Annotated in this window: 14 protein-coding genes; 8 read left to right on the forward strand and 6 right to left on the reverse strand. The window is 43.4% G+C overall.

Features of this window, described 5'->3' with window-relative positions; genetic code table 11:
- The first annotated feature begins 317 nt into the window (after nucleotides 1-317).
- The 3 genes from ABWY16_RS02050 to ABWY16_RS02060 are packed head-to-tail and all read left to right on the forward strand — an operon-like array spanning nucleotide 318 to nucleotide 8,657.
- Nucleotides 318-5,312 carry a translocation/assembly module TamB domain-containing protein gene (locus ABWY16_RS02050; RefSeq protein WP_353902986.1) on the forward strand — a complete coding sequence of 1,665 codons (4,995 nt, stop codon included), beginning with the start codon at nucleotides 318-320 and terminating at the stop codon, nucleotides 5,310-5,312.
- Nucleotides 5,296-7,632 (forward strand): translocation and assembly module lipoprotein TamL, encoded by a 2,337-nt coding sequence (tamL, locus tag ABWY16_RS02055; RefSeq protein WP_353902987.1) that lies wholly within the window; start codon nucleotides 5,296-5,298, stop codon nucleotides 7,630-7,632. Before ABWY16_RS02050 ends, tamL begins: the two co-directional genes overlap by 17 nt.
- An 8-nt stretch (nucleotides 7,633-7,640) precedes the next feature.
- Nucleotides 7,641-8,657, forward strand: coding sequence for a YihY/virulence factor BrkB family protein (locus ABWY16_RS02060; protein ID WP_353902988.1), 1,017 nt, complete (start codon nucleotides 7,641-7,643; stop codon nucleotides 8,655-8,657).
- Between the two features lie 38 nt (nucleotides 8,658-8,695).
- On the opposite strand, the gene ABWY16_RS02065 is transcribed toward ABWY16_RS02060, so the two are convergent.
- Both ABWY16_RS02065 and ABWY16_RS02070 read right to left on the reverse strand, forming a co-directional pair.
- Nucleotides 8,696-10,609: a DNA topoisomerase IV subunit B gene (locus ABWY16_RS02065; protein WP_353902989.1), complete on the reverse strand. Its 1,914-nt coding sequence runs from the start codon at nucleotides 10,607-10,609 to the stop codon at nucleotides 8,696-8,698.
- A gap of 99 nt (nucleotides 10,610-10,708) precedes the next feature.
- Complete coding sequence (locus tag ABWY16_RS02070) at nucleotides 10,709-11,404, reverse strand: DUF2461 domain-containing protein (protein WP_353902990.1); 696 nt, start codon at nucleotides 11,402-11,404, stop codon at nucleotides 10,709-10,711.
- A gap of 72 nt (nucleotides 11,405-11,476) precedes the next feature.
- Between ABWY16_RS02070 and ABWY16_RS02075 the strand changes: the two genes are divergently transcribed.
- From ABWY16_RS02075 to ABWY16_RS02090, 4 genes are read left to right on the forward strand one after another with little or no spacing between them, the layout of a single operon-like run.
- Nucleotides 11,477-12,493, forward strand: coding sequence for a Gfo/Idh/MocA family protein (locus ABWY16_RS02075; RefSeq protein ID WP_353902991.1), 1,017 nt, complete (start codon nucleotides 11,477-11,479; stop codon nucleotides 12,491-12,493).
- Nucleotides 12,494-12,514: 21 nt separating this feature from the next.
- On the forward strand, nucleotides 12,515-13,450 hold the full coding sequence (locus tag ABWY16_RS02080; RefSeq protein ID WP_353902992.1) for a GNAT family N-acetyltransferase: 936 nt from the start codon (nucleotides 12,515-12,517) through the stop codon (nucleotides 13,448-13,450).
- A 54-nt stretch (nucleotides 13,451-13,504) separates the two neighbouring features.
- Nucleotides 13,505-14,842: an MFS transporter gene (locus tag ABWY16_RS02085; RefSeq protein WP_353902993.1), complete on the forward strand. Its 1,338-nt coding sequence runs from the start codon at nucleotides 13,505-13,507 to the stop codon at nucleotides 14,840-14,842.
- A gap of 50 nt (nucleotides 14,843-14,892) precedes the next feature.
- Entirely contained in the window at nucleotides 14,893-16,215 is a 1,323-nt protein-coding gene (locus ABWY16_RS02090; RefSeq protein ID WP_353902994.1) for a DEAD/DEAH box helicase, read from the forward strand.
- Nucleotides 16,216-16,268: 53 nt separating this feature from the next.
- Here the strand turns inward: ABWY16_RS02090 and ABWY16_RS02095 are convergent, their stop codons facing one another.
- From ABWY16_RS02095 to ABWY16_RS02110, 4 genes are all read right to left on the reverse strand, one after another.
- Nucleotides 16,269-18,986: an outer membrane beta-barrel protein gene (locus ABWY16_RS02095; protein ID WP_353902995.1), complete on the reverse strand. Its 2,718-nt coding sequence runs from the start codon at nucleotides 18,984-18,986 to the stop codon at nucleotides 16,269-16,271.
- Between the two features lie 267 nt (nucleotides 18,987-19,253).
- Entirely contained in the window at nucleotides 19,254-20,285 is a 1,032-nt protein-coding gene (locus tag ABWY16_RS02100; RefSeq protein WP_353902996.1) for an SAM-dependent methyltransferase, read from the reverse strand.
- Between the two features lie 85 nt (nucleotides 20,286-20,370).
- Nucleotides 20,371-21,099, reverse strand: a complete 729-nt coding sequence (locus tag ABWY16_RS02105) for an acyl-CoA desaturase (RefSeq protein WP_353902997.1) — start codon at nucleotides 21,097-21,099, stop codon at nucleotides 20,371-20,373.
- A gap of 148 nt (nucleotides 21,100-21,247) precedes the next feature.
- Nucleotides 21,248-21,745, reverse strand: coding sequence for a cupin domain-containing protein (locus ABWY16_RS02110; protein ID WP_265793229.1), 498 nt, complete (start codon nucleotides 21,743-21,745; stop codon nucleotides 21,248-21,250).
- 270 nt (nucleotides 21,746-22,015) lie between these two features.
- Here ABWY16_RS02110 and fabF point away from each other — a divergent pair.
- A partial coding sequence (fabF, locus tag ABWY16_RS02115; RefSeq protein ID WP_353902998.1) for a beta-ketoacyl-ACP synthase II occupies nucleotides 22,016-23,217 on the forward strand: 1,202 nt, incomplete at its 3' end.

The following is a 23,217-nucleotide window of genomic DNA, read 5'->3' on the forward strand; positions in this document are numbered from 1 at the left end:
GCGCATTCTGGATTACAGCGCTATAAAAAGGTCTTAAGTACGCTCCGACTGCGCTATTTTATGAGATATAGCGCAGTCGGAGCGCATTTATCTGCTTCGCATAGCGTTCTGGCCAGGAAGCTGTATCCAAACTGCGCAGCAGGAACACCCTATCAGGAAATCTTTCCGAAGATTTTCAAAATTTTGCTATATCCAACAAAATTTAAAATTCGTTAAACAAATTCAATCATCACTTGTAATATAATGTGTTGAAACAGCCGGTGGCATGGTTTTAGTGATTGTCTCGAAAGTGTAATCTTTACCAAACAATATATCCATTGAATAAATACGTACGCAAAAGTCTAAAGGTCATTTTATGGATTGTTGCCAGCATTATCATGCTGGTGATCCTTATTGCTGTGGCCCTTAATATTCCGGCAGTTCAGAACTTCGTGAAAGACAAGGCTATATCTTATCTGAAAAACAAAACGCATACTGAAGTCAGCCTGGAAAGCGTAAAGATCGCCCTCTCCAAAGATGTAGTACTGAATAAGTTTTACATGGAAGACAAAAAAGGAGATACATTATTGTATGCCCAAAAACTATCTGTTGATATCAGTCTGATGAAATTGCTCAGCAACAAAATAGAAATCAACAACATAGAGCTGGAAAAAATCAGGGCTAACGTTACCCGCATCAATCCCGACACTACGTATAACTTCTCTTTCCTTGTGGATGCGTTCATGTCAGAACAGAAAAAACCTGATGCCGAAGTAGATAAAGACACCACTTCTACCATGAAGTTCTCTATCAACAAAATCAGCTTTAAAGATATTGGAATTGTTTACCGTGATGATGTTGCAGGTAACGATGTAAGTGTAAAACTGGGAGAATTCGAAACCAATATCAAGGATTTCGATATGGACAAGCAGCACTACGTCATCAAAAACCTGTCCTTAAAAAACACCACTTTAAAATATCTGCAACAGAAACCGCTTACCCAGCTAACGGCGCAAATACAAAAAAGTTTAGATACTGCTACTGCGGTTGCCGGAAAGCTCCCTCTTGTAGAAGTACAGGACGTAGCTTTTAACAATGTAAAAATCAAATATGATGATATGCTGTCTGACACCCGTGCAGATTTAAACATCAATGAACTTACTTTAACAAAACTGTTTGCCGACCTCACCAAACTGGACATCAAGCTGGACGATGCAACTTTAAACAAATCTGATATCCTGTTTGCCTTCAAACCAGCAGCTCCTGTTAAGGGTGCCGCAGCTGATACAGTAACAGCAAAACCATCCGCTATGGCGGTACTGGTGAGCAAGCTGAACCTTGCAGATAACAATATACAATTTGATAATCTTGCCGTAAAACCTATTGCCAGAGGCATGGATTTCAACCACCTCAGGATCAAAGGACTTGGTCTGGGAGCAGAAGACCTGTCTTACAGCGCTGCCGGTATCAAAGTAAATGTAAAAAGTGGAACGCTGAAAGAGAAAAGTGGCTTTGAAGTCAGCAAGCTGCAGGGGGATGTGATTTATAATGATAAAATGGTGAAGCTGAGCAACCTCGTCTTCAAAACCCCGAATACCAATATTGAGAACAATACAGAACTGAATTATACTTCACTGGAAGACCTCACAAAACATCCGGAACGTGTGAAATTGTCCCTGCAGGTGAAGAACACTACACTTGGATTAAAAGATGCTACCTATTTCAGTGATGCCCTTCCTGCAAATTACCGGAACGAAAAGATCAGAGTGACAGCAAAAGTGAATGGTTATATGAATAACCTTTCTATTCCCCAGTTACAGATCAGCGGATTGAAAAGCACCCGTATAGATGTAAGCGGCACAGTAAAAGGATTACCTGATGCAAACAAGGCTTACCTGGATCTGAATATCAAGAGGTTCTCCATGACCAAAAACGATCTGCTGGTGCTCATTCCTAAAAAATCCCTGCCTGCAAATATTACCCTTCCGAATACTATTGCTGCCAATGGTAAGTTTAAAGGCTCAATGACCAACTTTAATACGGGCTTTAATATCAATACAGATATGGGTTCGGCAAAACTGCTGGCAACTATGAAGGGGCCAAAGGGAAAAGAAAGTTATACAGCAAATATAGCCCTCAATAATTTCAATGTTGGCCGTCTGATAAAAATGCAGCCGCAACTGGGCAGAATTACCGTGAAAGCCAATGTAACCGGCCAGGGTCTGGATGCCAAAACTGCTGCTGCTAAGATAAACGGACAGCTGATCAGTGCGTATTACAATAAATACACTTACAGGAACCTTTTACTGAGCGGAACTTATGCTGCACAGAAACTGAACATTAAAAGCAGCATGGCCGACAGCAATGCTAACTTCAGCCTTACTGCTTTTGTAAACATGGCGGGTAAATATCCTGCTGTAAAGGCTAACCTCGACCTGAAACAGGTGGACCTGCAGAAACTCAACTTCAGCCCTACAGAATTCAGGATGGCCGGAACAGTTAAAGCTGATATTAAAACTGCTGATGCGGATTACCTGAATGGTGATGTAAGCATCAGGGGGCTGCAGCTTGTCAAAGAAGGACAAAAGATCAATGTAGACACAATAGATATCCATTCTGAAGCTACTGCAACAAACAACCTGCTTACGCTGAAATCAGAATTACTGAGCGCCAGAGTGGATGGCAAATACCAGCTCACAAATTTAGCTGCTGCAATGACCAATCAGATCAATAAATACTACAAATATGGCGTAGTTACTAAAGTCCCTGATCAGCGTTTCAGGTTTAGTGTAAAAATTTACAACCCAAAATTCATCAGGGACTTTGTACCGGCACTGACAACCTTCTCCCCTTCTTATATGAACGGGATCATCGATACAAAGAAAGACAGCTTAAAGATTAATGCCTGGTTCCCTCAGGTTGTTTATGGTGACTACAAGGTTGATAGTACAAGATTAACCGTAGACAACTCTGACAACCGCCTTTTCTACAAACTACTGGTAGGTCATATCCAAAGCCCTTCCATCGCATTATACGGTACAGAGCTTAGCGGAATTGTATCCAATAACCTCTTGAACATTGACCTGATCCTCCGGGACAGAAAACTGAATGACAGATATGTACTGGGCGGAACGTTCAAATCACTGGGCGAAGACTTCCAGTTCAGGTTCGATCCCAAAAGGATCCTGCTGGATTACGAAAGATGGTCTGTTTCGCAGGATAACTATATTCAGTTTGGCAAGTCGGGCGTCCTGGCCAATCAGTTTAACCTGAGCCAGGGAACGCAGTTATTAAGTATTAACAGCGTAAACACCACGCCAAATTCTCCGCTTAAGGTAGAATTCAAGGACTTCAGAATAGAAACGCTTACAAAATTTGCAGAACAGGACAGCGCACTTGTAGGGGGTTTGATCAATGGTACTGTGGATGTAAGTGATTTGATGGGCAGCCCTAAGTTCACGGCCAACATGACGATAGACAGACTGCGTTACCAGAAAGATCAGCTTGGAACGTTGCGTGTGGCGGTCAATAACAATACACCAAATGCCTATGAAACAAATATCGCCTTAACAGGTGTCCATGAGCTAAGGCTAAATGGGTTTTATTATACTAACGATCCCGCGAATGCGCTTGATTTAACACTGAATGTAGATAAGATAGACCTTAAAGCACTGGAGAGTGTTTCCATGGGCCAGATCAAAAATGGCTCAGGAACAATCACGGGTGCACTGACAGTTAAAGGTGCTATTGCTGCTCCAAAGGTTCTGGGGGATGTGAAATTCAACCAGGCGGCTTTTACGGCTACCTATGTTAATTCATACTTCAGAATGCCGAATGAAACCATCAGCTTTACCCCTCAGGGTGTAAATTTCAATAACTTTACCATCATTGATTCGCTGAACAAAAAAGCCACCATCAACGGGGGCGTACTTACTACAGACTACACGAACTTTAAGTTCAACATGGACATCAAAACGGAAACTTTCCGCGTGATGAATTCCACTGCACTGGACAATGACATGATCTACGGAACTGTATTCCTCACCAGTAATATCAAGGTACGGGGCGATATGAACCAGCCGGATGTAAACATGAATGTCAAGGTAGAAAAGGGTACGAAGTTCTTCTTTGCCCTGCCGGCAGACGATCCATCTGTGATTGATCAGGAAGGTATAGTACAATTTATCGATGCAGATGCGCCACCATTTAACGGGCAGAAAGCACTGCGCACAGACAGCATCAGCAAAGCTCCTGTGAAAGGCATTAACCTGACAGCGAAACTGGAAGTTGACCCGGAAGCTGAACTGAATGTGGTGGTGGATCCTGCAAATGGCGATGCCCTTAAAGTGAAAGGTGATGCTGACCTGACGGCTACAATGGACCCGAGTGGAAAAATCAGCCTGACGGGACGTTATGAGATCAAAGACGGATCATATAACTTATCTGTTGGCCCGCTCGGTAAAAAAGAATTTAAACTGGTTTCCGGAAGTACAATTGTATGGACAGGCGACCCGATGTCTGCAAATGTGAATTTAACTGCCTTATACGAAGTTAATGCTGCGCCTATCGATTTACTGGGTGATCCTTCACAAATTGAGGCCAAGACTAAACTTCCGTTCCAGGTCTACCTGACTATGAAGGGGGAACTGTTAAAACCTGTCATCTCTTTCAGGCTTGACCTTCCGGAAAATGAACGTGGCGCTTTGAGTGGTACAGTTTATACGAAATTGCAAAACGTTAACAGGAATGAGAGTGAACTGAACAAGCAGGTATTTGCCTTGCTCGCACTGGGCAGATTTATAGCCAATAATCCTTTCGAAAGTCTTGCCGGCGGTGGAGGTGGCGTATCTACGCTTGCAAGGTCCAGTGTGAGTAAATTATTGACCGAGCAACTGAATAACCTTGCTTCAGATTTGATTAAGGGTGTGGATATTAATTTTGGTGTCAACTCATCTGAAGATTATTCAACGGGCTCATTACAGCAAAAAACCGACCTTGAAATCGGGGTGTCGAAAAAATTACTCAGTGACAGGTTAACAGTAACTGTAGGTAGCAGTTTCGGACTTGAAGGGCCACAGGCTCCCGGACAAAGCTCTACGAATATTGCAGGAAATGTAAACGTAGAATATGCGCTCTCGAAAGATGGTAAATATCGCTTAAGAGCTTACAGGCGTAACCAGAACGAGGGAGTTATCGAAGGCCAGATCATCGAAACAGGATTGGGATTTGCCCTGGTGGTGGATTACAATAAATTTAGGGAGATCTTCCATAAAAGATCAAGAAGAATCAGAGAAAATCAAGAACAGAAGCCTACAAATGAAAAAACTAATTAAACCCAGCTTACTCGTATTCGTATGTTTAGTATGGGCTGCCTGCAGCAACACTAAATATCTTAAACCCGGTCAGAAATTGTACACGGGAGCTGAGGTTGTGATCAATCCTGATTCTTCAGCTAAAATTGATAACCAAAAGGATGTAAAAAGTGATCTTGAGTCTAAAGCGAGACCAAGGCCCAATAAATCAATCTTTGGCCTCAGACCAAAATTATATATATACAATCTTGCAGGAGAGCCTAAAAAACCGAAAGGGTTTAAACACTGGCTGAGAACTAAAGTTGGTGAACCACCTGTCTTACTGACAGAGGTAAAACTGAAAACCAACGATGCGATCATGACAAGTTTCCTTATCAGTCAGGGTTACTTACAGAATGTAGTTACCGGCGATACAGTTACCAAAGAGAAAACAGGAAAAGCTGTCTACACGGTGAATACAGGAATCCGCTATAAAATTAAGAGCGTGACTTTCCCTAAAGACACAGGTAACCTTACCAGGGTAATCAATGAAAAGCAGGCAAATTCGGTACTTAAAGTTGGCAATTACTATGACCTTGATGCATTTAAAAATGAACGTATCCGGATAGATAATGACCTGAAAGAACGTGGGTACTTCTATTTTAGTCCTGACTACCTCATCCTTCAGGTGGATAGTACAATTGGTAAGAATCTGGTAGACATTACTGTCAAGGTGAAAGATATTGCACCTGACGCAGGATTAAAACCTTATACCATTAAAAACATAAATATCTATCCCAGTTACTCACTGAGGAGAGACAGTGTGCTCAGGAAACTGACGCCAACGGAATTTCATGATTTTAAAATCTATGACAACCGGAATACTTTTAAACCAAAGATATTTGACCGTCTGGTATTTTTCAAGAAAGACGAATTGTATAACAGGACAGACCATAACCAGTCCCTCAACAGGATGGTAAATATAAATGCGTTCCAGGACGTGAGAGCTGAATTTTTACCACTGGACAGTTTCAAAAATGACCAGCTGGACCTGAACATTTATCTCACTCCCCTGAAAAAAAATTCCCTGACCTTTGGTGTAACCGGAACAAGCAAATCCAATAACTTCGTTGGTTCGGAGGTTAAAGTTACCCAGACCACCAGGAACCTTTTCAGAGGTGCAGAGCAATTGGATGTCAGTGTTAGCGGAGGGTTCGAGACGCAGGTGAGTGGTCAGCAAACCCAGAACCTTAACTCCTACTCCTTCACTGCAGAAGGCAAATTAACCTTCCCGCAGTTTATTGTTCCATTTTACAAGCCAACAAGCACAAACGCATTCATACCTAAAACTATTACTTCGCTTTCCTATCAGTTACTGAGCCGGGGATCGCTGTATAAACTCAACTCGTTCAAGGCAGAATTTGGTTACAACTGGAAAGAAAATAAGTACAAAGAACATACTTTCAATCCGATCTCTGTCAATTATGTACAGCCGAACCTTCCTGCTGATTCCAACAGGCGCAGACGCCTGTTCGACTCTATCCCGGGCCTTCGCTATACATTGGAAAAACAGTTTATCATTGGAAGTAACTACAGTTTCACCTATACCAACCAGATGGAAGAGAACAGGCGAAACAACGTTTACTTTAACGGAAGCTTAGAAACGGGCGGAAATCTCTGGGGTGCCTTTGTTCCAAAAGACAATGCAGGAGAAAGATCCATTTTTAATGTACCATTAACCCAGTTTGTGAGGTTAGAAACAGATTTGAGAGATTTCTATAAGATTACGAGGAATGTTACCTGGGCAAACCGCCTGAACCTGGGCTATGGTTATGCATATGGAAACAGCAGTTCATTGCCTTTTGTGCGCCAGTTTTTTGCAGGGGGAAGTAATGATATCCGGGCATTCCCGGCCAGGGCATTAGGTCCCGGTACATATAAGGTCGATCCAAACCAGTCTTTTGCCGATCAGGGAGGAGATATCAAAGCGATGCTGAACACTGAATTAAGATTTAAGCTGGTAAGTATTCTATATGGAGCTGTGTTTGTGGATGCAGGAAATATATGGCTGCGCAAGGAGGATTTGGGCACACCCGCAACTGCTACTGACGCTGCGATCCCGGGACGACCAGGATCTGGCTTTAAACTTAGCAGAGCGCTTAGCGAGATGGCAGTAGGTACAGGAGCTGGATTACGTGTAGATGCTACCATCTTCGTGATCCGTCTTGATGTGGCATTCCCGATCAGGAAACCTTACTTACCTGAAGGTGACAGATGGGTGCTGGATAAAGTCGCATTTGGAAGCAGTACCTGGAGAAGCGACAACCTTGTTTACAATATTGGTATCGGATATCCATTTTAAAGAACAACATGAAATTAGCACATAAATTAAGACACTTCTTTATCGCGCTATATCACCTTTTCGTTGCAGCAGGGAAAGGGTTTATAGAAGACCGTATTACTAAATTGAGCGCAGCGCTTGCCTACTATACCATTTTTGCCCTTACACCGCTGATCATTATCATTATTGCAGCAGCAAGCATATTTTTTAGTCACAAGCTTAATCCCGGTACCGAATTATTCAGTCAGATTAGTGAGATGGTTGGACGGGATGCGGCAAAACAGCTGCAGGGATTTGTAGAAAATGCCAATCTTACCGGTAAAAGTACTATCGGACTGATTATTGGTATTGTAACCCTTATCATTGGTTCCACAGCTATATTTATAGAAATACAGGATAGTATCAATATCATCTGGAAGGTGAAAGCCATTCCAAAAACGGGCTGGAAGAAAATGCTTATCAACCGTTTGCTCTCCTTTTCCCTGATTATTTCAATGGGCTTTCTGCTATTGGTATCACTGGTGATCAACAGTGTTGTTGTAGCCATGGGTTCTAAACTTGGCTATGTTCTGAACAATTCTAAATTTGGTGAAGCTATCCCTTTAGCCAGCGACACCACTACCCTGATCATCTATATACTGAACAACGCTATTACCCTTGCAGCAGTTACAGCAGTATTTACTACTATATTTAAAGTATTGCCTGATGTAGACCTGAAATGGAAATCGGCGATAATAGGCGCGCTCTTTACCGCCCTTTTGTTCAGTCTTGGTAAATACCTCATTGGTATCTACATTGAAAAAGGAAACCCGGGCTCTGCATTTGGCGCGGCCAGTTCAATAATTGTGATTCTCCTGTGGATCTACTATACTTCGATTATCCTGTATTTCGGTGCAGAATTTACCCAGGCCTATGCAGAGAAATATGACGGAGGGATCAGGCCAAGCAAGTATGCGGTACATACACAGATCACCATTGTGGAAGAAAAAGTGGATGTACTGCCACCGCAGCACCCTGAAGAAACAAAAGCAGAACCAACCACTTAGGTTGATTCTGCTTTCTTAATATTTTATGCATTCGCAGCCTAAGCCGATTCTGCAATTTCTACAATATCCTCGGAAACCGCAGCTGTAGCTGCTTCTGAATCTGCAGACACAAGTTCTTCAATTGTATCTTTCTCTATTCTCAGGTTTCTGATAATATGCTGTTGCCTGTCGGGTGTGTTTTTGCCCATGTAATATTCAAGCAGGTTTTTGATCGTCTGGTCCTTCAGGATTACCGGATCAAGACGGATATCCTTTCCGATAAACAATCCGAACTCATCCGGCGAGATTTCACCCAGTCCCTTGAATCGTGTGATCTCAGGTTTGCTGCCCAGTTTAGTAATCGCGTTTCTGCGTTCTTCGTCACTGTAACAATAGATCGTTTCTTTTTTGTTCCTTACCCTAAACAGCGGTGTCTGCAGGATATAAACATGTCCTGCCCTTACCAGGTCGGGGAAAAACTGCAGAAAGAAAGTCATCATCAGCAACCTGATGTGCATACCGTCAACGTCGGCATCAGTTGCAATTACGATATTGTTGTAATGCAGCCCATCCAGTCCGTCCTCGATATTCAGCGCGTGCTGCAGCAGGTTGAACTCTTCGTTCTCATAAACCACCTTTTTGGTCAGCTCATAACAATTCAGCGGTTTACCTTTCAAACTGAAAACAGCCTGGCAGTCTACGTCCCTTGATTTGGTGATTGATCCGGATGCTGAATCTCCCTCGGTGATGAACAGCGTAGTTTCGTAACGCTTATCATGGGTACTATTGAAATGCACCTTACAGTCCCTCAGCTTTTTGTTGTGCAGGGATGCCTTTTTTGCCCGGTCGTTCGCCAGTTTTTTAATACCTGCAATATCTTTACGTTCGCGCTCGGATTGCAGGATCCGTTTCAGCAATGCATCAGCAACATCCGTATGTTTGTGCAGGTAGTCATCCAGTTCTTTTTTCACAAAGTCGTTGATAAAAGTACGGACTGACGGCCCATCTGGTCCCATGTTCTGGGAACCCAGTTTGGTTTTGGTCTGCGACTCGAATACCGGTTCCTGCACACGTACAGAAATTGCAGCAATGATCGAAGCCCTGATGTCTGAGGCTTCGTATTCTTTTTTATAAAACTCACGTATGGTTTTTACCACTGCTTCCCTGAAGGCCGCCTGGTGTGTTCCACCCTGCGTGGTATGCTGTCCGTTTACAAAAGAATGGTAATCTTCACCATATTGCTGTCCGTGGGTCATTGCTATTTCGATATCATTCCCTTTCAGGTGGATGATCGGATAGCGGATGTTTTCTACGTCGGCCACTTTATGCAGCAGGTCGTAAAGGCCACGCTCAGAAAAATATTTCTGGTTGTTAAAATTAACGGTTAAGCCTGTGTTCAGGAACACGTAGTTCCAGATCATGCTTTCTACAAAATCAGGGATATAATGGTAATTTCTAAAGATGCTCTCATCCGGGTAAAAGGTAATGGCTGTACCATTCCGTTGTGTGGTATCAATAACAGGATGATCAATAACGATCTCCCCTCTTGAGAATTCTACTTTCTTGGTTTTTCCGTCACGGTAAGACTGTACCACAAAGTTGGTAGACAGTGCGTTTACCGCCTTTGTACCTACTCCGTTCAATCCTACAGATTTCTGAAAGGCGTTACTGTCGTATTTACCTCCAGTGTTAATTTTCGATACACAGTCGATCACCTTCCCTAAAGGAATGCCCCTTCCGTAATCCCGTACATTTACCTTGGAATCAGAAACAGTAATATCGATTGTCCTGCCGGAACCCATGACAAACTCATCAATTGAGTTATCCATAATTTCCTTGAGTAATACGTAGATACCGTCATCCTGAGCAGAGCCGTCACCTAACTTTCCGATATACATACCAGGTCGTAACCTGATGTGTTCCTTCCAGTCGAGCGACCGTATACTGTCATCGTTATAAATTGGTTCTGCCATAAATATTTAGAATATCACCAAATTTAAGGAAATATGCGTGTTTACGGACATACAATTTTCAACAAATGCACAATTTAGCTACAAACAGTAGCAAATTTGCTAACTGATCCCTGCTCCGTTTATGTCTGTACTCAGGATTTCGCTCATGTAATCAAAAAACGGAAGCATACGCTTATACACCTGCGCCGCATCCTTTACAAATGAAGCACTTAGGACTTCTTCGTCTGTAAAGCTCCTGACTAGCAGAAACTGCTTGTAGCGCAATAAGGCGATTGCTTCGTGATCACGGTCGAAACCTTTTGGTGTTGTTTTCAGCTGTTCCCCTCTGAGGGTTCCAAATGTTTCCCTGAAAGGCTTACCAAGTACTATTTTATTCAGGGCGGAGGGATCGGCCGCAATTTCCTCACGTATACGCTTTAAATCCTCTGCATTAGGATTCTGGAACCCTCCCGCAATAAAAGTATTACCTGGCTCAATGCGAAAATAATATCCTCCCCTGCGGTGCCTGCCTGAACGGGAAAAATGGCCGTTGAAATAATGTTTGTACGGAATTTTTTCTTTAGAAAACCTGGTATCGCGGTAAATACGGCTGAGGCTTTTCTTTCCTGAGAGGGTCTCGATCACATCCTGTGTATTCAGTTCCGCTATTAATCCCTCAGCAAAAGTTTCTATGTATGCCTGCTGCTCCAGAAATTCATCTTTGTGATCATTAAACCATTCCCGGTTGTTGTTCAGTTTCAGGGATTTTAAAAATTCAAGGCTTGAGGCCGGGATCTGTAATGGCGACTTGGGCATATGCAATACTAATTTTAGTGTTCCAATCTTAACCTATTTATTTCATAGAATGTTTACATTTAATTCATGTCAATGTCAAAACCCCTCGTAACCGGACTGATGTCTTACGGAATGTCCGGAAAGGTCTTCCATGCCCCATTTTTAGCATGCAACCCCGGTTTTATTTTTAAAGCTGTAGTTGAACGCAGTGTTAAGACCGCAGCATTAAAGTACCCCGGATTGCTGAGCTACAATACTGTGGATGAACTGCTTGCCGATGATGAAATTGAATTGATCGTAGTCAATACACCTAATTATACCCATTACGACTTTGCCGTACGTGCATTGCATGCAGGAAAACATGTGCTGATTGAAAAACCTGCGGCCGTGACCAGTGCAGAAGTAGTGAGGTTGTTTGCGCTTGCTAGGGAACTTAATCTCAAAGTGATGATCTATCAGAACCGCAGGTACAACAGTGATTTCCTGGCAGTGAAAAATGTGATAGAAAGTGGTATGCTTGGAAAGCTGATAGAAATTCATTTCAGAATAGACCGCTACCGTATGGCAATCGGGACTAAACATTTTAAGGAAAGCAAAGAAGTACCAGGCAACGGCCTGATGTATGACCTGGGCTCTCATTTGATTGATGGGGCAATCTGTATACTGGGTAAACCGCTGAGTTATACAAAAACTACTGCTGCACACCGAACGGGTTCTGAGGTAGATGATTACTTCCATTTTCATCTGCGGTACCCCAATCAGCTGAATGTGTATTTAACTTCCGGCCTGCTCATCGCAGAACCAGAAGCCGGGTTTGTGCTGCACGGCACATCGGGAAGTTTTATAAAGATGCGGACGGATGTTCAGGAAGCACAACTGGCTCAGAACATGCTGCCAGTGGATGAAGGGTTTGGCATAGAACCCGAAGGCAGCGAAGGCAAGCTGGTGATTATCGATGCAGAGAACAATAAACATATAGAACGCCTGATAGCTCCAGATGGCGCTTACAACGAATTATTCAACGCGGTATTTCACACAGTTCGCGATAACGCTTCCTTTCCGGTGACCGAAGAACAAATAATCTGGCAGCTGGAGATGCTGGAAAGTTAAATCCCCTTGTATAATTAGTTTATGGTTAATCTGAGAGACATTGGTTCAATCCCCTTCAAAGAACTGCAGATCCTTGCTGATAATGCTGAGATCGCAAAAAACCTTCGGGATGCTTTTCCTCATCCCTATACAACAGAAGATGCCAGGAACTTCTTAAATCTGGCTGAAAAGGGAGTACTTGGCCATGCCTTCGGCATTTTCGCGGGGGAAACTTTCATTGGTGTCGGCAGCATCGTTCCGCAACATGATGTTTATAGACTAAATGGAGAAATTGGTTACTGGCTTGGCGAACCACACTGGGGCAAAGGTTATGCTACCGCAGCAGTTAAACTCCTGACAAAATATGCTTTTGAGGACTTGCAGCTTTTCAGGATTTTTGCCGGTGTATTTGCATATAATCCTGCTTCAATGAAGGTGCTTGAAAAAAACGGATATAAACTGGAAGCTGTACTCAGGTCATCGCTTATTAAAAACGGGAGAATTACAGATGAATATTTATATTCGGTTATTCAACCAAATTACTCTGATATGGAACACACAATCAAAAACGGAATTACCATAGAGACCACAATCAATGCTCCCGTAGAAAAGGTCTGGGAATTGTGGAACGCGCCGGAACACATTACCAGGTGGTGCGCAGCATCGCCCGACTGGCATGCTCCGTATGCCGAAAATGATATTCGTGAGGGTGGCCGGTTCAAGACAACAATGGCTGCGAGAGACGAGAGTTTTAGTTTCGATTTCTCCGGCACTTACACCGGCGTAAAACAGAATGAGCTGATTGAGTACACACTGGATGACGACAGAAAGGTGAAAATAACTTTCATCAGCACAGCCGAAGGCACAAAGGTAACAGAGATCTTCGAACCCGAAGGTACCAACCCGATTGAGATGCAGCAGGGAGGATGGCAGGCTATTCTCGATCAATTTAAGAAATATACAGAATCGGCCGTCTGATCCATTTTTTATTCATTTCCTTTGTTATTTTTGTAGGAAAACCATCTACCCTCAATGCCTGTGAAAGAGCTGCCGTTAAGGAAAGAAATTGCGTACGCAGCGGGAATGATGGGATGGAGCACAATGACAAACATTATTATTGTCATGCTGCCTTACTTCTACCTGCCACCCAATAACTCGGGGCTTAAACCGCTGGTGCCGCAGTTGCTGGTCTTTGGTGCTTTCAATATTCTTTCGCTTATCGCTGCTTCGGGCAGACTGTTCGATGCGTTCTACGATCCCTTTATTGCTTCGGTTAGTGACGGAAGCGACCATCCGGATGGCAGAAGAATCCCGATTATGCGGTATGCAATTCTTCCTGCCCTGGTCTTTTGCGGGTTGGTCTTTCGTCCGCTGCAAATTGAAGAAAGCACTTCAAATGCCTGGTGGCTAACGCTGATGCTGGTCTGCTTTTTCATGTCGGTCACTACCTATATTATCCCCTACAATGCATTGCTCGCCGAGATGGCACATACTACTGAAAAGAAAGTGAAACTCTCCACTTTTCAGCAGGTGGGTTTTGTGATGGGTATGATCATGTCGGCATTAACAAATAACTTTGCCGACCTGATCCAGGAGATTTTTCATGTACAGCAGCGTATGGAGGCTTTGCAATACACGATTTACGGATTAAGTATCTTCTCAGGTATCGCAATGGCCCTTCCTGTTCTCTTCATCAAAGAAAGGAACTACAGCGAAGGAAAACCCACACACGTAGCCCTTGTACCTGCAATCAAAAGCACTTTCAGAAATAAGAATTTCAAGTATTACCTGATATCAGACTTCTCTTATTATACTGCATTGAGTATCATTTCAAGCGGATTATTATATTTTGTAACCGTACTTTTAAAACTTCCGGAATCCAACGGGGGGATGTTCATGGGAATTATGGTGGTGCTTTCCCTGCTCTTTTATCCTTTTATCAATTACGGTGCTAAACGTTTTGGGCGTAAGGCACTGGTGATCGCTGCCTTTGCAGTGCTCAGTCTGATCTTTGTAACCATCTATTCTCTTGGCCAGCTGCCCTTTCATCCACGTGTACAGATGTTTATCCTGGTCACCTTCGCTTCCTTCCCGCTCGCTGCACTCGGGATCCTGCCGAATGCAATCCTGGCAGATATTGCGCAAAAGGACACCGAAGAAACAGGAGAAAATCATGAAGGGATGTTTTTTGCAGTGAAATATCTCTTTGTCAAACTGGGCCAAACGCTGGGTATTGCCATATTTGCTATGCTCACGGTTTATGGAAAAGATCCCGGAAACGACTTCGGGCTTCGTTTAAACGGCGTTGTGGGCTTTGTTCTCTGCATCGTGGCCCTCCTGTTTTTCAGCCGTTTTAAAGAAGAGCAATAGTTACAGAACTTATCGTATCTTTGTATCAAATAAATTAAAATTCATACACATTGTTATTCGAAGAATTAAACCTGATTGAGCCTATCTTAAAAGCGCTGCAAGCAGAGGGTTATACTAACCCAACCCCCATACAAGAACAATCAATTCCTACCATATTAACCAGCAGAGACTTACTTGGTTGTGCGCAAACTGGTACCGGTAAAACGGCCGCTTTTGCTATTCCGATGCTGCAGCTGCTGAATAAAGAGCATGCAAATGCTAAAGGGCCTAAACCTATCAGGGCACTGGTATTAACGCCAACGCGTGAACTTGCCATCCAGATTGAAGAAAGTTTTAAGGCTTACGGTAAGAACCTGCCACTGCGTCACCTGGTGATCTTTGGTGGTGTTGGTCAGAAATCACAGACAGATGCTTTACACCGTGGCGTAGATATCCTGATCGCTACGCCGGGCAGATTGCTCGACCTTATGAACCAGGGTTTCATTAACCTGAAGGATGTTGAGATCTTTGTACTGGATGAAGCCGACAGGATGCTGGACATGGGCTTTATCCATGATGTAAAGAAAACAATAGCCAAGCTGCCCGTAAAAAGACAGACGCTGTTTTTCTCTGCAACTATGCCTCCTGAAATTCAGAAACTTGCCAATACGATCCTGACCGATCCGCTGAAGGTTGAAGTTACCCCTGTATCTTCAACAGCTGAAAAAATTGAGCAGTCGATCTACTACGTAGACAAAAATGACAAGAAAAACCTGCTGATCCATATCTTAAAAGATAAGACGATCGCAACGGCACTGGTTTTTACACGTACCAAACATGGTGCAGACCGCATTGTTAAGGACCTCATTAAAGTGGGTGTAAAAGCAGAAGCTATTCACGGTAATAAATCGCAGAATGCACGTCAGCGCGCTTTAACCAACTTTAAAGATAAAACTACCCGTATTCTGGTTGCTACAGATATCGCCGCAAGGGGTATTGATGTTGATGAACTTACCCATGTCATCAACTATGAACTGCCAAACGTGCCTGAAACTTATGTTCACAGGATCGGACGTACCGGCCGTGCAGGTAACAGCGGGATCTCTTTCTCTTTCTGTGACGGAGAGGAAAAAGAATACCTGGATGATATTGAAAAACTGATTGCCATTAAAATACCTGTACAGGAAGACCATCCTTATGCAATGAGCTGGCAGAGCCTGATGTCTGGCGCCGCAGCGGCAAAAGCAAAAGGTAAAAGCAAGCCTTCAAGAGGCGGACGCCCGGAAAGAACTGAACATAAACCAAACCTGAGCGGTGCCAGAAAACCAGCAGGAAATGGTGGAGGTGGTAACCGCAGGTTCAATAATTCAAGACCAAAAGCGAAAACAGATTAATCTGCTTCCGTGTTTTCATACAGAGCCCTGGTGTAATCACATCAGGGCTTTTTTTATCCCCTGCCATTTCTCATTCCGCCGCCGCCCTTACCGCCGCGCATAGCGCTGGCACCTGGAAAACTCTGAAGTCTCCAGTTCAGGCTCAGGAGGAAGTAACGGGTAACCTGGTTGCTCCTGCTCTCAGTGATGGAATTATCTGAAATAGTTCTGTTCACGTTGTTGCCCTGGTTCAGCAGGTCATGTCCTTCCAGTTTGATACTGCCTTTCCTGTTAAAAAAAGTCTTCTCCATGTATCCCCCGATCAGCAGCGGGTTTCTGCCCGGAATGGCATAGCCCTGATTGATAGTTTTGGAGGTAGTAACACCCGCATTTAAGCTCTTCAAAATGAACGTTTTCGCATCTGCGTTAAACAGCCAGGTCTGGATGATATTGGAATTGGAGGAGGCCAGCGAGTACACGTTGCTTTTGTAATTGTAAGCTGCACTGGTAGTAAACATCAGCCATTTTTCGTTTATCCGCAGGGACAATGCCTGGTTCAGCCCCAATCCCTTTCCAAAGTTTTTGATGTTATCGGCAAAGGATACGCGGTGATTATAGCTGAGTCCGCCTTTGGCTTCGATATTGAATTTCTTTCCGGAGAGCGGCAGCGACCAGTGATAATTACTCCCAAAATTATAGTTGCCGCCCGTGTTCAGGTAGCGGGTTTCCTGCTTCAGGCTGTTCAGGGTATCACGGATCAGTACAGTATTGCTTACAACCTGATCCTGCACTGCCGTAGCCCTTACTGAAATTTGCAATGTACTTCCGTTATCCAGACTCACTGAGCGGTAACTTAAATTCACTGTGTGGTTGAAGGAAGCTTTCAGATCAGGATTTCCGATGATCACGTTCTGGAGATTCCGGGTATCAGCTACCGGCTGCAGCTGGTTAAAATCCGGAGCATTACTGTTACCACTGTAAACCAGGCTGAAGGTAGTTTTTGGGGAGGGGGTATAATCAAACCTGGCTAAGGGCGATATGTTAAATCCGGTTCTGCTGATCTTGTCTGCACGGCCTTCATAAGCCCCGGTGAGCACATTTGGCTGCCCCGTCACACCAACACTGTAATTGAGTGTTTTAGCGGTATAACGGTAATTCAATCCGATGGTATGCGTACTGAAAGAAGAGGTGTACTTGTTACTGAGCGAATCTACCCTTCTGAATTCATCCATATCACCCCTCACGTTGGTCACCAGTGCATTACTTGTATGGGTATATGAATACAGATAGCTAAAGTCTATACCCTTTTTTACCAGAGAGTCCAATGGATCTCCCAGCGGTTCAGTATATGTCAGTGTTGCATTGACATTGCGCATGCGGTTACGTGTATCTACCAGCTGGTTCCGCAAAGAATCTTTTACCAGCAGATCACTCTCAGGATCATAATAACCAATCCTGTTGCTCTGGTCCTGTATAGAGTTACTTATCGTATTTCCGGCTGTAATACCTACTGATACTGTCCTTCCGGGCTTATTTTTGAAATGACGGGCTATGTTGAAATCTGCATTGAGATTTGGACTGTGCTGATCAGAGTGATTACCATTCAGCAGATCCTGATGAATAACTCCGGTTTGCTTAGATGAGGTCAATGCATCGTTTAGAGAGTTGTTTACAGCACCACGGATGCTTCCCTGCATAAAATTCTCGCCCTCTGCGGATTGTACTCCCAGATCAAAGTTATGGTTGGCCCCCTTACTCTCGCTCTGGGAGGAGGATTCGTTATAAATCGTTCCAAGGGAGTTAACGGTCTGGATATAATTCTGCTGGTTAAGTTCAGTCCTGTTGCGCTGGAAATTATAGTTTCCGTGAACTGTTGTACTTTTACCCAGCTTATCCCTGAAAGTAAATCCCGTATTGGTGGAATTATTGATGCCGGTACCTGTATTGGTATTACTGGCCTTCGCGTTTACCCCCAGTTGTTTATCATCTCTCCAGATATTTGCATTGAGGCCGGCAGAATAGCGGTCGTTCGTTCCGGCACTCAGACCTGCATTACCGAATGTGCCCCTGTTGCGTTTGTCTTTCAGAACAAGGTTCAGCATTTTCTGTGGTTCCCCGCTTCTAACGCCTGTAAAGTTGGCCTTATCTCCGTAGTCATCGATCACCTGGAGTTTGTCTACAATCCCGGCAGGCAACTGCGAAATAAAATCCTTTACATTGCTGGTGAAGAAATCTTTCCCGTTAACGCGCAGTTTGGTCATTTCCTTACCGGCACTCGTCACGTTGCCATCCTTATCTATTTCCACACCGGGCAACTGTTTCAGCAGTTCATCTACATTATCGCCTTCCCGTACAGTATAGGCTGCTGCATTAAATTCTACAGTATCCTTCATCAGCCGCATAGGAATAATTTTAGCTTTAACGACTACTTCAGCAAGCTGGTTTGACGCATCCTTTAAAATCAGTGCAGCTAATGCCTGTTCATTACCTTTAGCAGAAAGTGTAAAATCTCTGCTGGCAGGCAGGTAGCCCACACCCCTGACCAATACAGATACTAACGGAGATGAAGATTGTGCTGGCCTTTTAACAGTAAAGCTGAATTTACCCACAGAGTCCGTACTGGAGTTCAGTGTATCCTTCCCCGTTATCAAACGTACGTTTGCTCCCGGAATCCCGGTTTTAACAGTATCCTGTACAATTCCGCTTAGCCTGACAATGGACTGGCCCCGGGCAGCTCCCATAAAAAACAGGCAAAACAGCAGCAATAACAGGGAACCGGTCTTTGTATTCAAAATTGATTGTAATAATTGGCAACAGCGCTTTACTTACGTGATTGCACATTTGCACTACACATAATTTCTGCTAAGATAACGATGATTATAAGGAATTAACAAAAAAAGGCTTCCTCGCGGAAACCTTCTCTACTATTGGTGGTGTGTGTTTTACAGTTTATCAGTTATATGTGTTATATACGTTCTTTTATAAGCTCTGGTTTGCTTCAAATTTTAAACCTGGCAAATCATTTTACACTGATCTGCAGCGCTGGCAATCTTTACCATCTAATTGTTTTTCTTAAATAAATAGTGGCACACCATCCATTCATTTCCTTTCCTGTAGCCAAACATTTCGGCACAGGCGATATAAAACAGGCGCCAGTATACCCAGCATTTCAGAGCCTGATCCTTGCCATAGGTCTGTTCAAAAATGGGCATGATCTCCTGTTCGTGTTTGTCCATGTTGCTCAGCCAGGCTTCAGCAGTTTTGGAATAGTTCATCCCGTTTATTACCCAGAGTTTATCAATAGTCAGGTCGTCATTAAAATAGGTAAGCAAGTGTTTTGATGGCATCATACCACCGGTAAAAAAGTATTTGCCCATCCAGTCTGTTTCATCTTTTACCTCAAACTTGTAGGCAAGGGTTTCGTGGGTAATAGTATGGACGAACAACTTGCCGTTATCTTTCAGAAATCCCTTCACTTTGCTGAGCAGCATTTTGTAATTGCGCATGTGCTCAAACATCTCCACAGAAACCACCCTGTCAAAATGCTGCAGGATCTGGAAGGTATTCATATCTGCGGTGATCACAGTCAGGTTGCTGAGACTTCTGTCTCTGGCAATCTGATCGATATAGGCTTTCTGTGTACTGGAGGTAGTTATAACTGTGAGCCTGCTTTCAGGATACTTGGCTGCCATAAACAGGGACAATGAACCCCATCCGCATCCCAGTTCAAGAATATCCTGACCATTTTGCAGATCGGCACGCTGGCAGGTCAGCTCCAGCATATCCTCCTCCGAAGTATCTATATCGTTTACGCCGGCTCTCCAGTATCCCGAAGAATATTTGAGATGTTTGCCCAGGCAATACTGGTAAAACTGTGCAGGCACTTCATAATGTTGCCTGTTTGCGTCAGCAGTATTTATTGCAATGGGAGAATTTCTAAGTTCCTCCAGTAAATCATTAAAGCGTTGCTGCTGCACTTCGGCATCCCCGGCAATCACATGATTTAAACGTTGTCTGATCAGGAAGCGAACGGCCACCCGCAGAATAAAATCGGGTATTTTATTTTGTTCTATTAAACTATCGTACCACATACAGGATTGTAATCAGTATAATTTGAGTTTCTGCTATACCTTCACCGGTTTTAAGAAAATGTGACTTTAAGAACGGAAATCAGCTTTATACTTTTCTGATTCTGATGATATGCAGCCAGTGCATCACCTTCATCAGCGGATAGGTAGGATCAAATTCAAACCATCTGGAAGCAAAATTGGGACTGTTGGGCTTTTTGTGGTGGTTATTCTGGAACAGCTCACCCATCATCAGAAAATCCAATGGAAGTGAGTTTTTACTATGGTCATTGTTGTCGTGATTTGAATAACCATATTTATGTCCGCACCAGTTCACGATAGCACCATGCAATGGGCCCATCAGGAAATGGACCGGCAACAACAGGAACATCCACCATGCCGTAGCAAAGGTTACATAGAACCAGATGTAAAAGCTGATAAAAATCAATCGTGTTACCCACGAATCGCCAATACGGTCGATAAGAGGCCATGAAGGATATTTATCACGGAACTGCTCCTCAGGCTCTTCATTGTATTTGGCATAATTGAGATAGATATTTTTTGTCTGGATCATCATCCCCCATACATCTTTTACAAAATGCGGCGAGTGCGGATCTCTCTCGGTGTCTGAAAAAGCGTGGTGCATCCTGTGCAGAATAGCATAAGCCCTCGGGTTGAGAAACGAAGATCCCTGGGATAAAAATGTAATGGTATAGAAGACCTTTTCCCAAAAGCCGTTCATTTTAAACATTTTATGCGATGCATAACGGTGTAAAAAGAAGGTTTGCGAAAAAAGGGACAGAAACCAGTGCAGAACAAAAAATAAAAGAATAATCATAGGGTATAGATAGTAACGAGAAAGAACACCTTTTGGATGTTCAAATTGGGGATTTAAGAAAAGGATGAACAAACGATCCTTTATAAGGGGCTGTATAAAAAAAGCAGATGTACATCACGCGATGTACATCTGTTATATGTGTTATATATTATCTTCCGAAATCGTCTGATACACGAACGATGTCCGATTCATCAGAAGGGTTTGAAGGATCAGTATGCTGCCAGATTTCTGAAACTATACCCCAGTCATCCAAACCTACCAAACGGTGTCTCTCACCTTGTTTTAATTTAATGGTAGTACCAGGCGTCAATTGCTGAACATCGCCCTGCTCATCAGTTTCACTGGTGATCACTCCCGTTGTACCACTAACTACGCGCCATATTTCTGCACGACGGTGGTGGTATTGCCACGATAAACGGGTGTTTGGCGCTACGATTAAGATCTTTGGGCTCAGTTTACCACCAATACGAAGATCTTCAACGTTCAATCCGTCGAAATAAACATTTGCAAATTGCTGCGCCTGCTCTTCATCAATTACAAAAAAACCTCCCCATGGACGGGTCTCATCACGGTTAACTACATTAAAACCTTCAATCTTTAGTCGCTGTGCAACACTGTCGAATATTTCTTTTTTCTGATCTGACATTATATTTAATATTTTGATCTTCAAATATAATCATATCAGCTTAAATACCTTCACCTTAAAGAAATCTCTGAAAAAATATCATACTGGTTACAGCAAGAGGGCAAACAATTAATCTAATTGCCCCTTAATATTTGTATTTTCGCATCCGAAACGGACAGGCGAGGGAAATATTTACCTGGATTATACCGTTTGGTATTAAATATAGTCTTACTTTTGCTGCTGTATATCAGGCTCAAAAGCAGGATTAAATCAAAAATTATATAAAAGCATATGTTAAAAAGAGTGGTTATCACAGGAATCGGGGCTTTAACCCCGTTAGGAAATGATGTAAATACTTTCTGGAGCAATACCGTAGCTGGTAAAAGCGGGGCTGCAAAGATCACCCGGTTTGATGCTTCACTTTTCCGTACTCAATTCGCCTGTGAGCTCAAAGATTTCGATGTTACCAAATATCTGGACAGGTCTGATATAAAAAGGACTGACCGCTTTACACAATATGCACTGGTTGCATCAGACGAGGCCATAAAGGATTCAGGCTTTGAATTTGACAAAATGGATCCTTTTGATGTAGGCGTCATCTGGGGATCAGGCCAGGGTGGTATGGATACTTTCGAAGAGCAGGCCTCTGAATATGCGCTGGGCAATGGCACACCACGTTTCAGTCCTTTCTTTGTTCCAAAATTAATCGCCAATATGGCTTCGGGTATGATTTCTATCCGCAATGGCTATATGGGTATCAATTATACTGCAGTTTCTGCATGTGCAACTTCCAACACGGCAATTATGGATGCCTTTAACTATATCCGTCTGGGTAAAGCTAAAGTCATTGTTACCGGTGGTTCAGAGGCACCAATATCCGCTTCTTCGGTAGGTGGTTTCTGTGCAATGAAAGCAATGTCTGCGCAAAACGATTCACCTCTTACTGCATCAAAACCTTTTGATGTGAACCGTGATGGTTTTGTAATGGGCGAAGGTGCAGGTGCCTTAGTACTTGAAGAGTATGAACACGCGGTAAAACGTGGTGCGCATATCTATGCTGAAGTCGGCGGCGCAGCAATGACTGCTGATGCTTATCACATGACAGCAACACATCCTGAAGGATTGGGCGCTTCCAAAGCGATGACACTTGCGCTTGAAGAAGCAGGTGTTACCATTCATGATGTAAATTACCTGAATACGCATGCTACTTCTACCCCGGTAGGAGATTTGTCTGAAACTAATGCTGTAATCAATTTATTGGGAACAGGCAAGAACAACCTGCTGATCAGTGCAACCAAATCTATGACTGGCCACTTACTGGGTGCTGCAGGAGCCATCGAGGCGATTATCTGTCTACTTTCTATGAGAGACAGCGTAATTGCACCAACGATCAATACGACTCAGATTGACCCGGCAATCGCCGCCAATCTGAATATTGTCATTAAAGAAGCTATTCCTGCGAAGTTAAAAGTAACTATGAGTAATACTTTTGG

The sequence above is a fragment of the Pedobacter sp. genome, from assembly GCF_040513095.1.
Taxonomy (GTDB): domain Bacteria; phylum Bacteroidota; class Bacteroidia; order Sphingobacteriales; family Sphingobacteriaceae; genus Pedobacter.

Bases quoted from the DNA above. Each gene is read 5' to 3' on its own strand.
- tamL (WP_353902987.1), top strand. From the start codon at position 5,296: ATGAAAAAACTAATTAAACCCAGCTTACTCGTATTCGTATGTTTAGTA.
- ABWY16_RS02060 (WP_353902988.1), top strand. From the start codon at position 7,641: ATGAAATTAGCACATAAATTAAGACACTTCTTTATCGCGCTATATCAC.
- ABWY16_RS02065 (WP_353902989.1), bottom strand. From the start codon at position 10,609: ATGGCAGAACCAATTTATAACGATGACAGTATACGGTCGCTCGACTGG.
- ABWY16_RS02070 (WP_353902990.1), bottom strand. From the start codon at position 11,404: ATGCCCAAGTCGCCATTACAGATCCCGGCCTCAAGCCTTGAATTTTTA.
- ABWY16_RS02075 (WP_353902991.1), top strand. From the start codon at position 11,477: ATGTCAAAACCCCTCGTAACCGGACTGATGTCTTACGGAATGTCCGGA.
- ABWY16_RS02080 (WP_353902992.1), top strand. From the start codon at position 12,515: ATGGTTAATCTGAGAGACATTGGTTCAATCCCCTTCAAAGAACTGCAG.
- ABWY16_RS02085 (WP_353902993.1), top strand. From the start codon at position 13,505: ATGCCTGTGAAAGAGCTGCCGTTAAGGAAAGAAATTGCGTACGCAGCG.
- ABWY16_RS02100 (WP_353902996.1), bottom strand. From the start codon at position 20,285: ATGTGGTACGATAGTTTAATAGAACAAAATAAAATACCCGATTTTATT.
- ABWY16_RS02105 (WP_353902997.1), bottom strand. From the start codon at position 21,099: ATGATTATTCTTTTATTTTTTGTTCTGCACTGGTTTCTGTCCCTTTTT.
- ABWY16_RS02110 (WP_265793229.1), bottom strand. From the start codon at position 21,745: ATGTCAGATCAGAAAAAAGAAATATTCGACAGTGTTGCACAGCGACTA.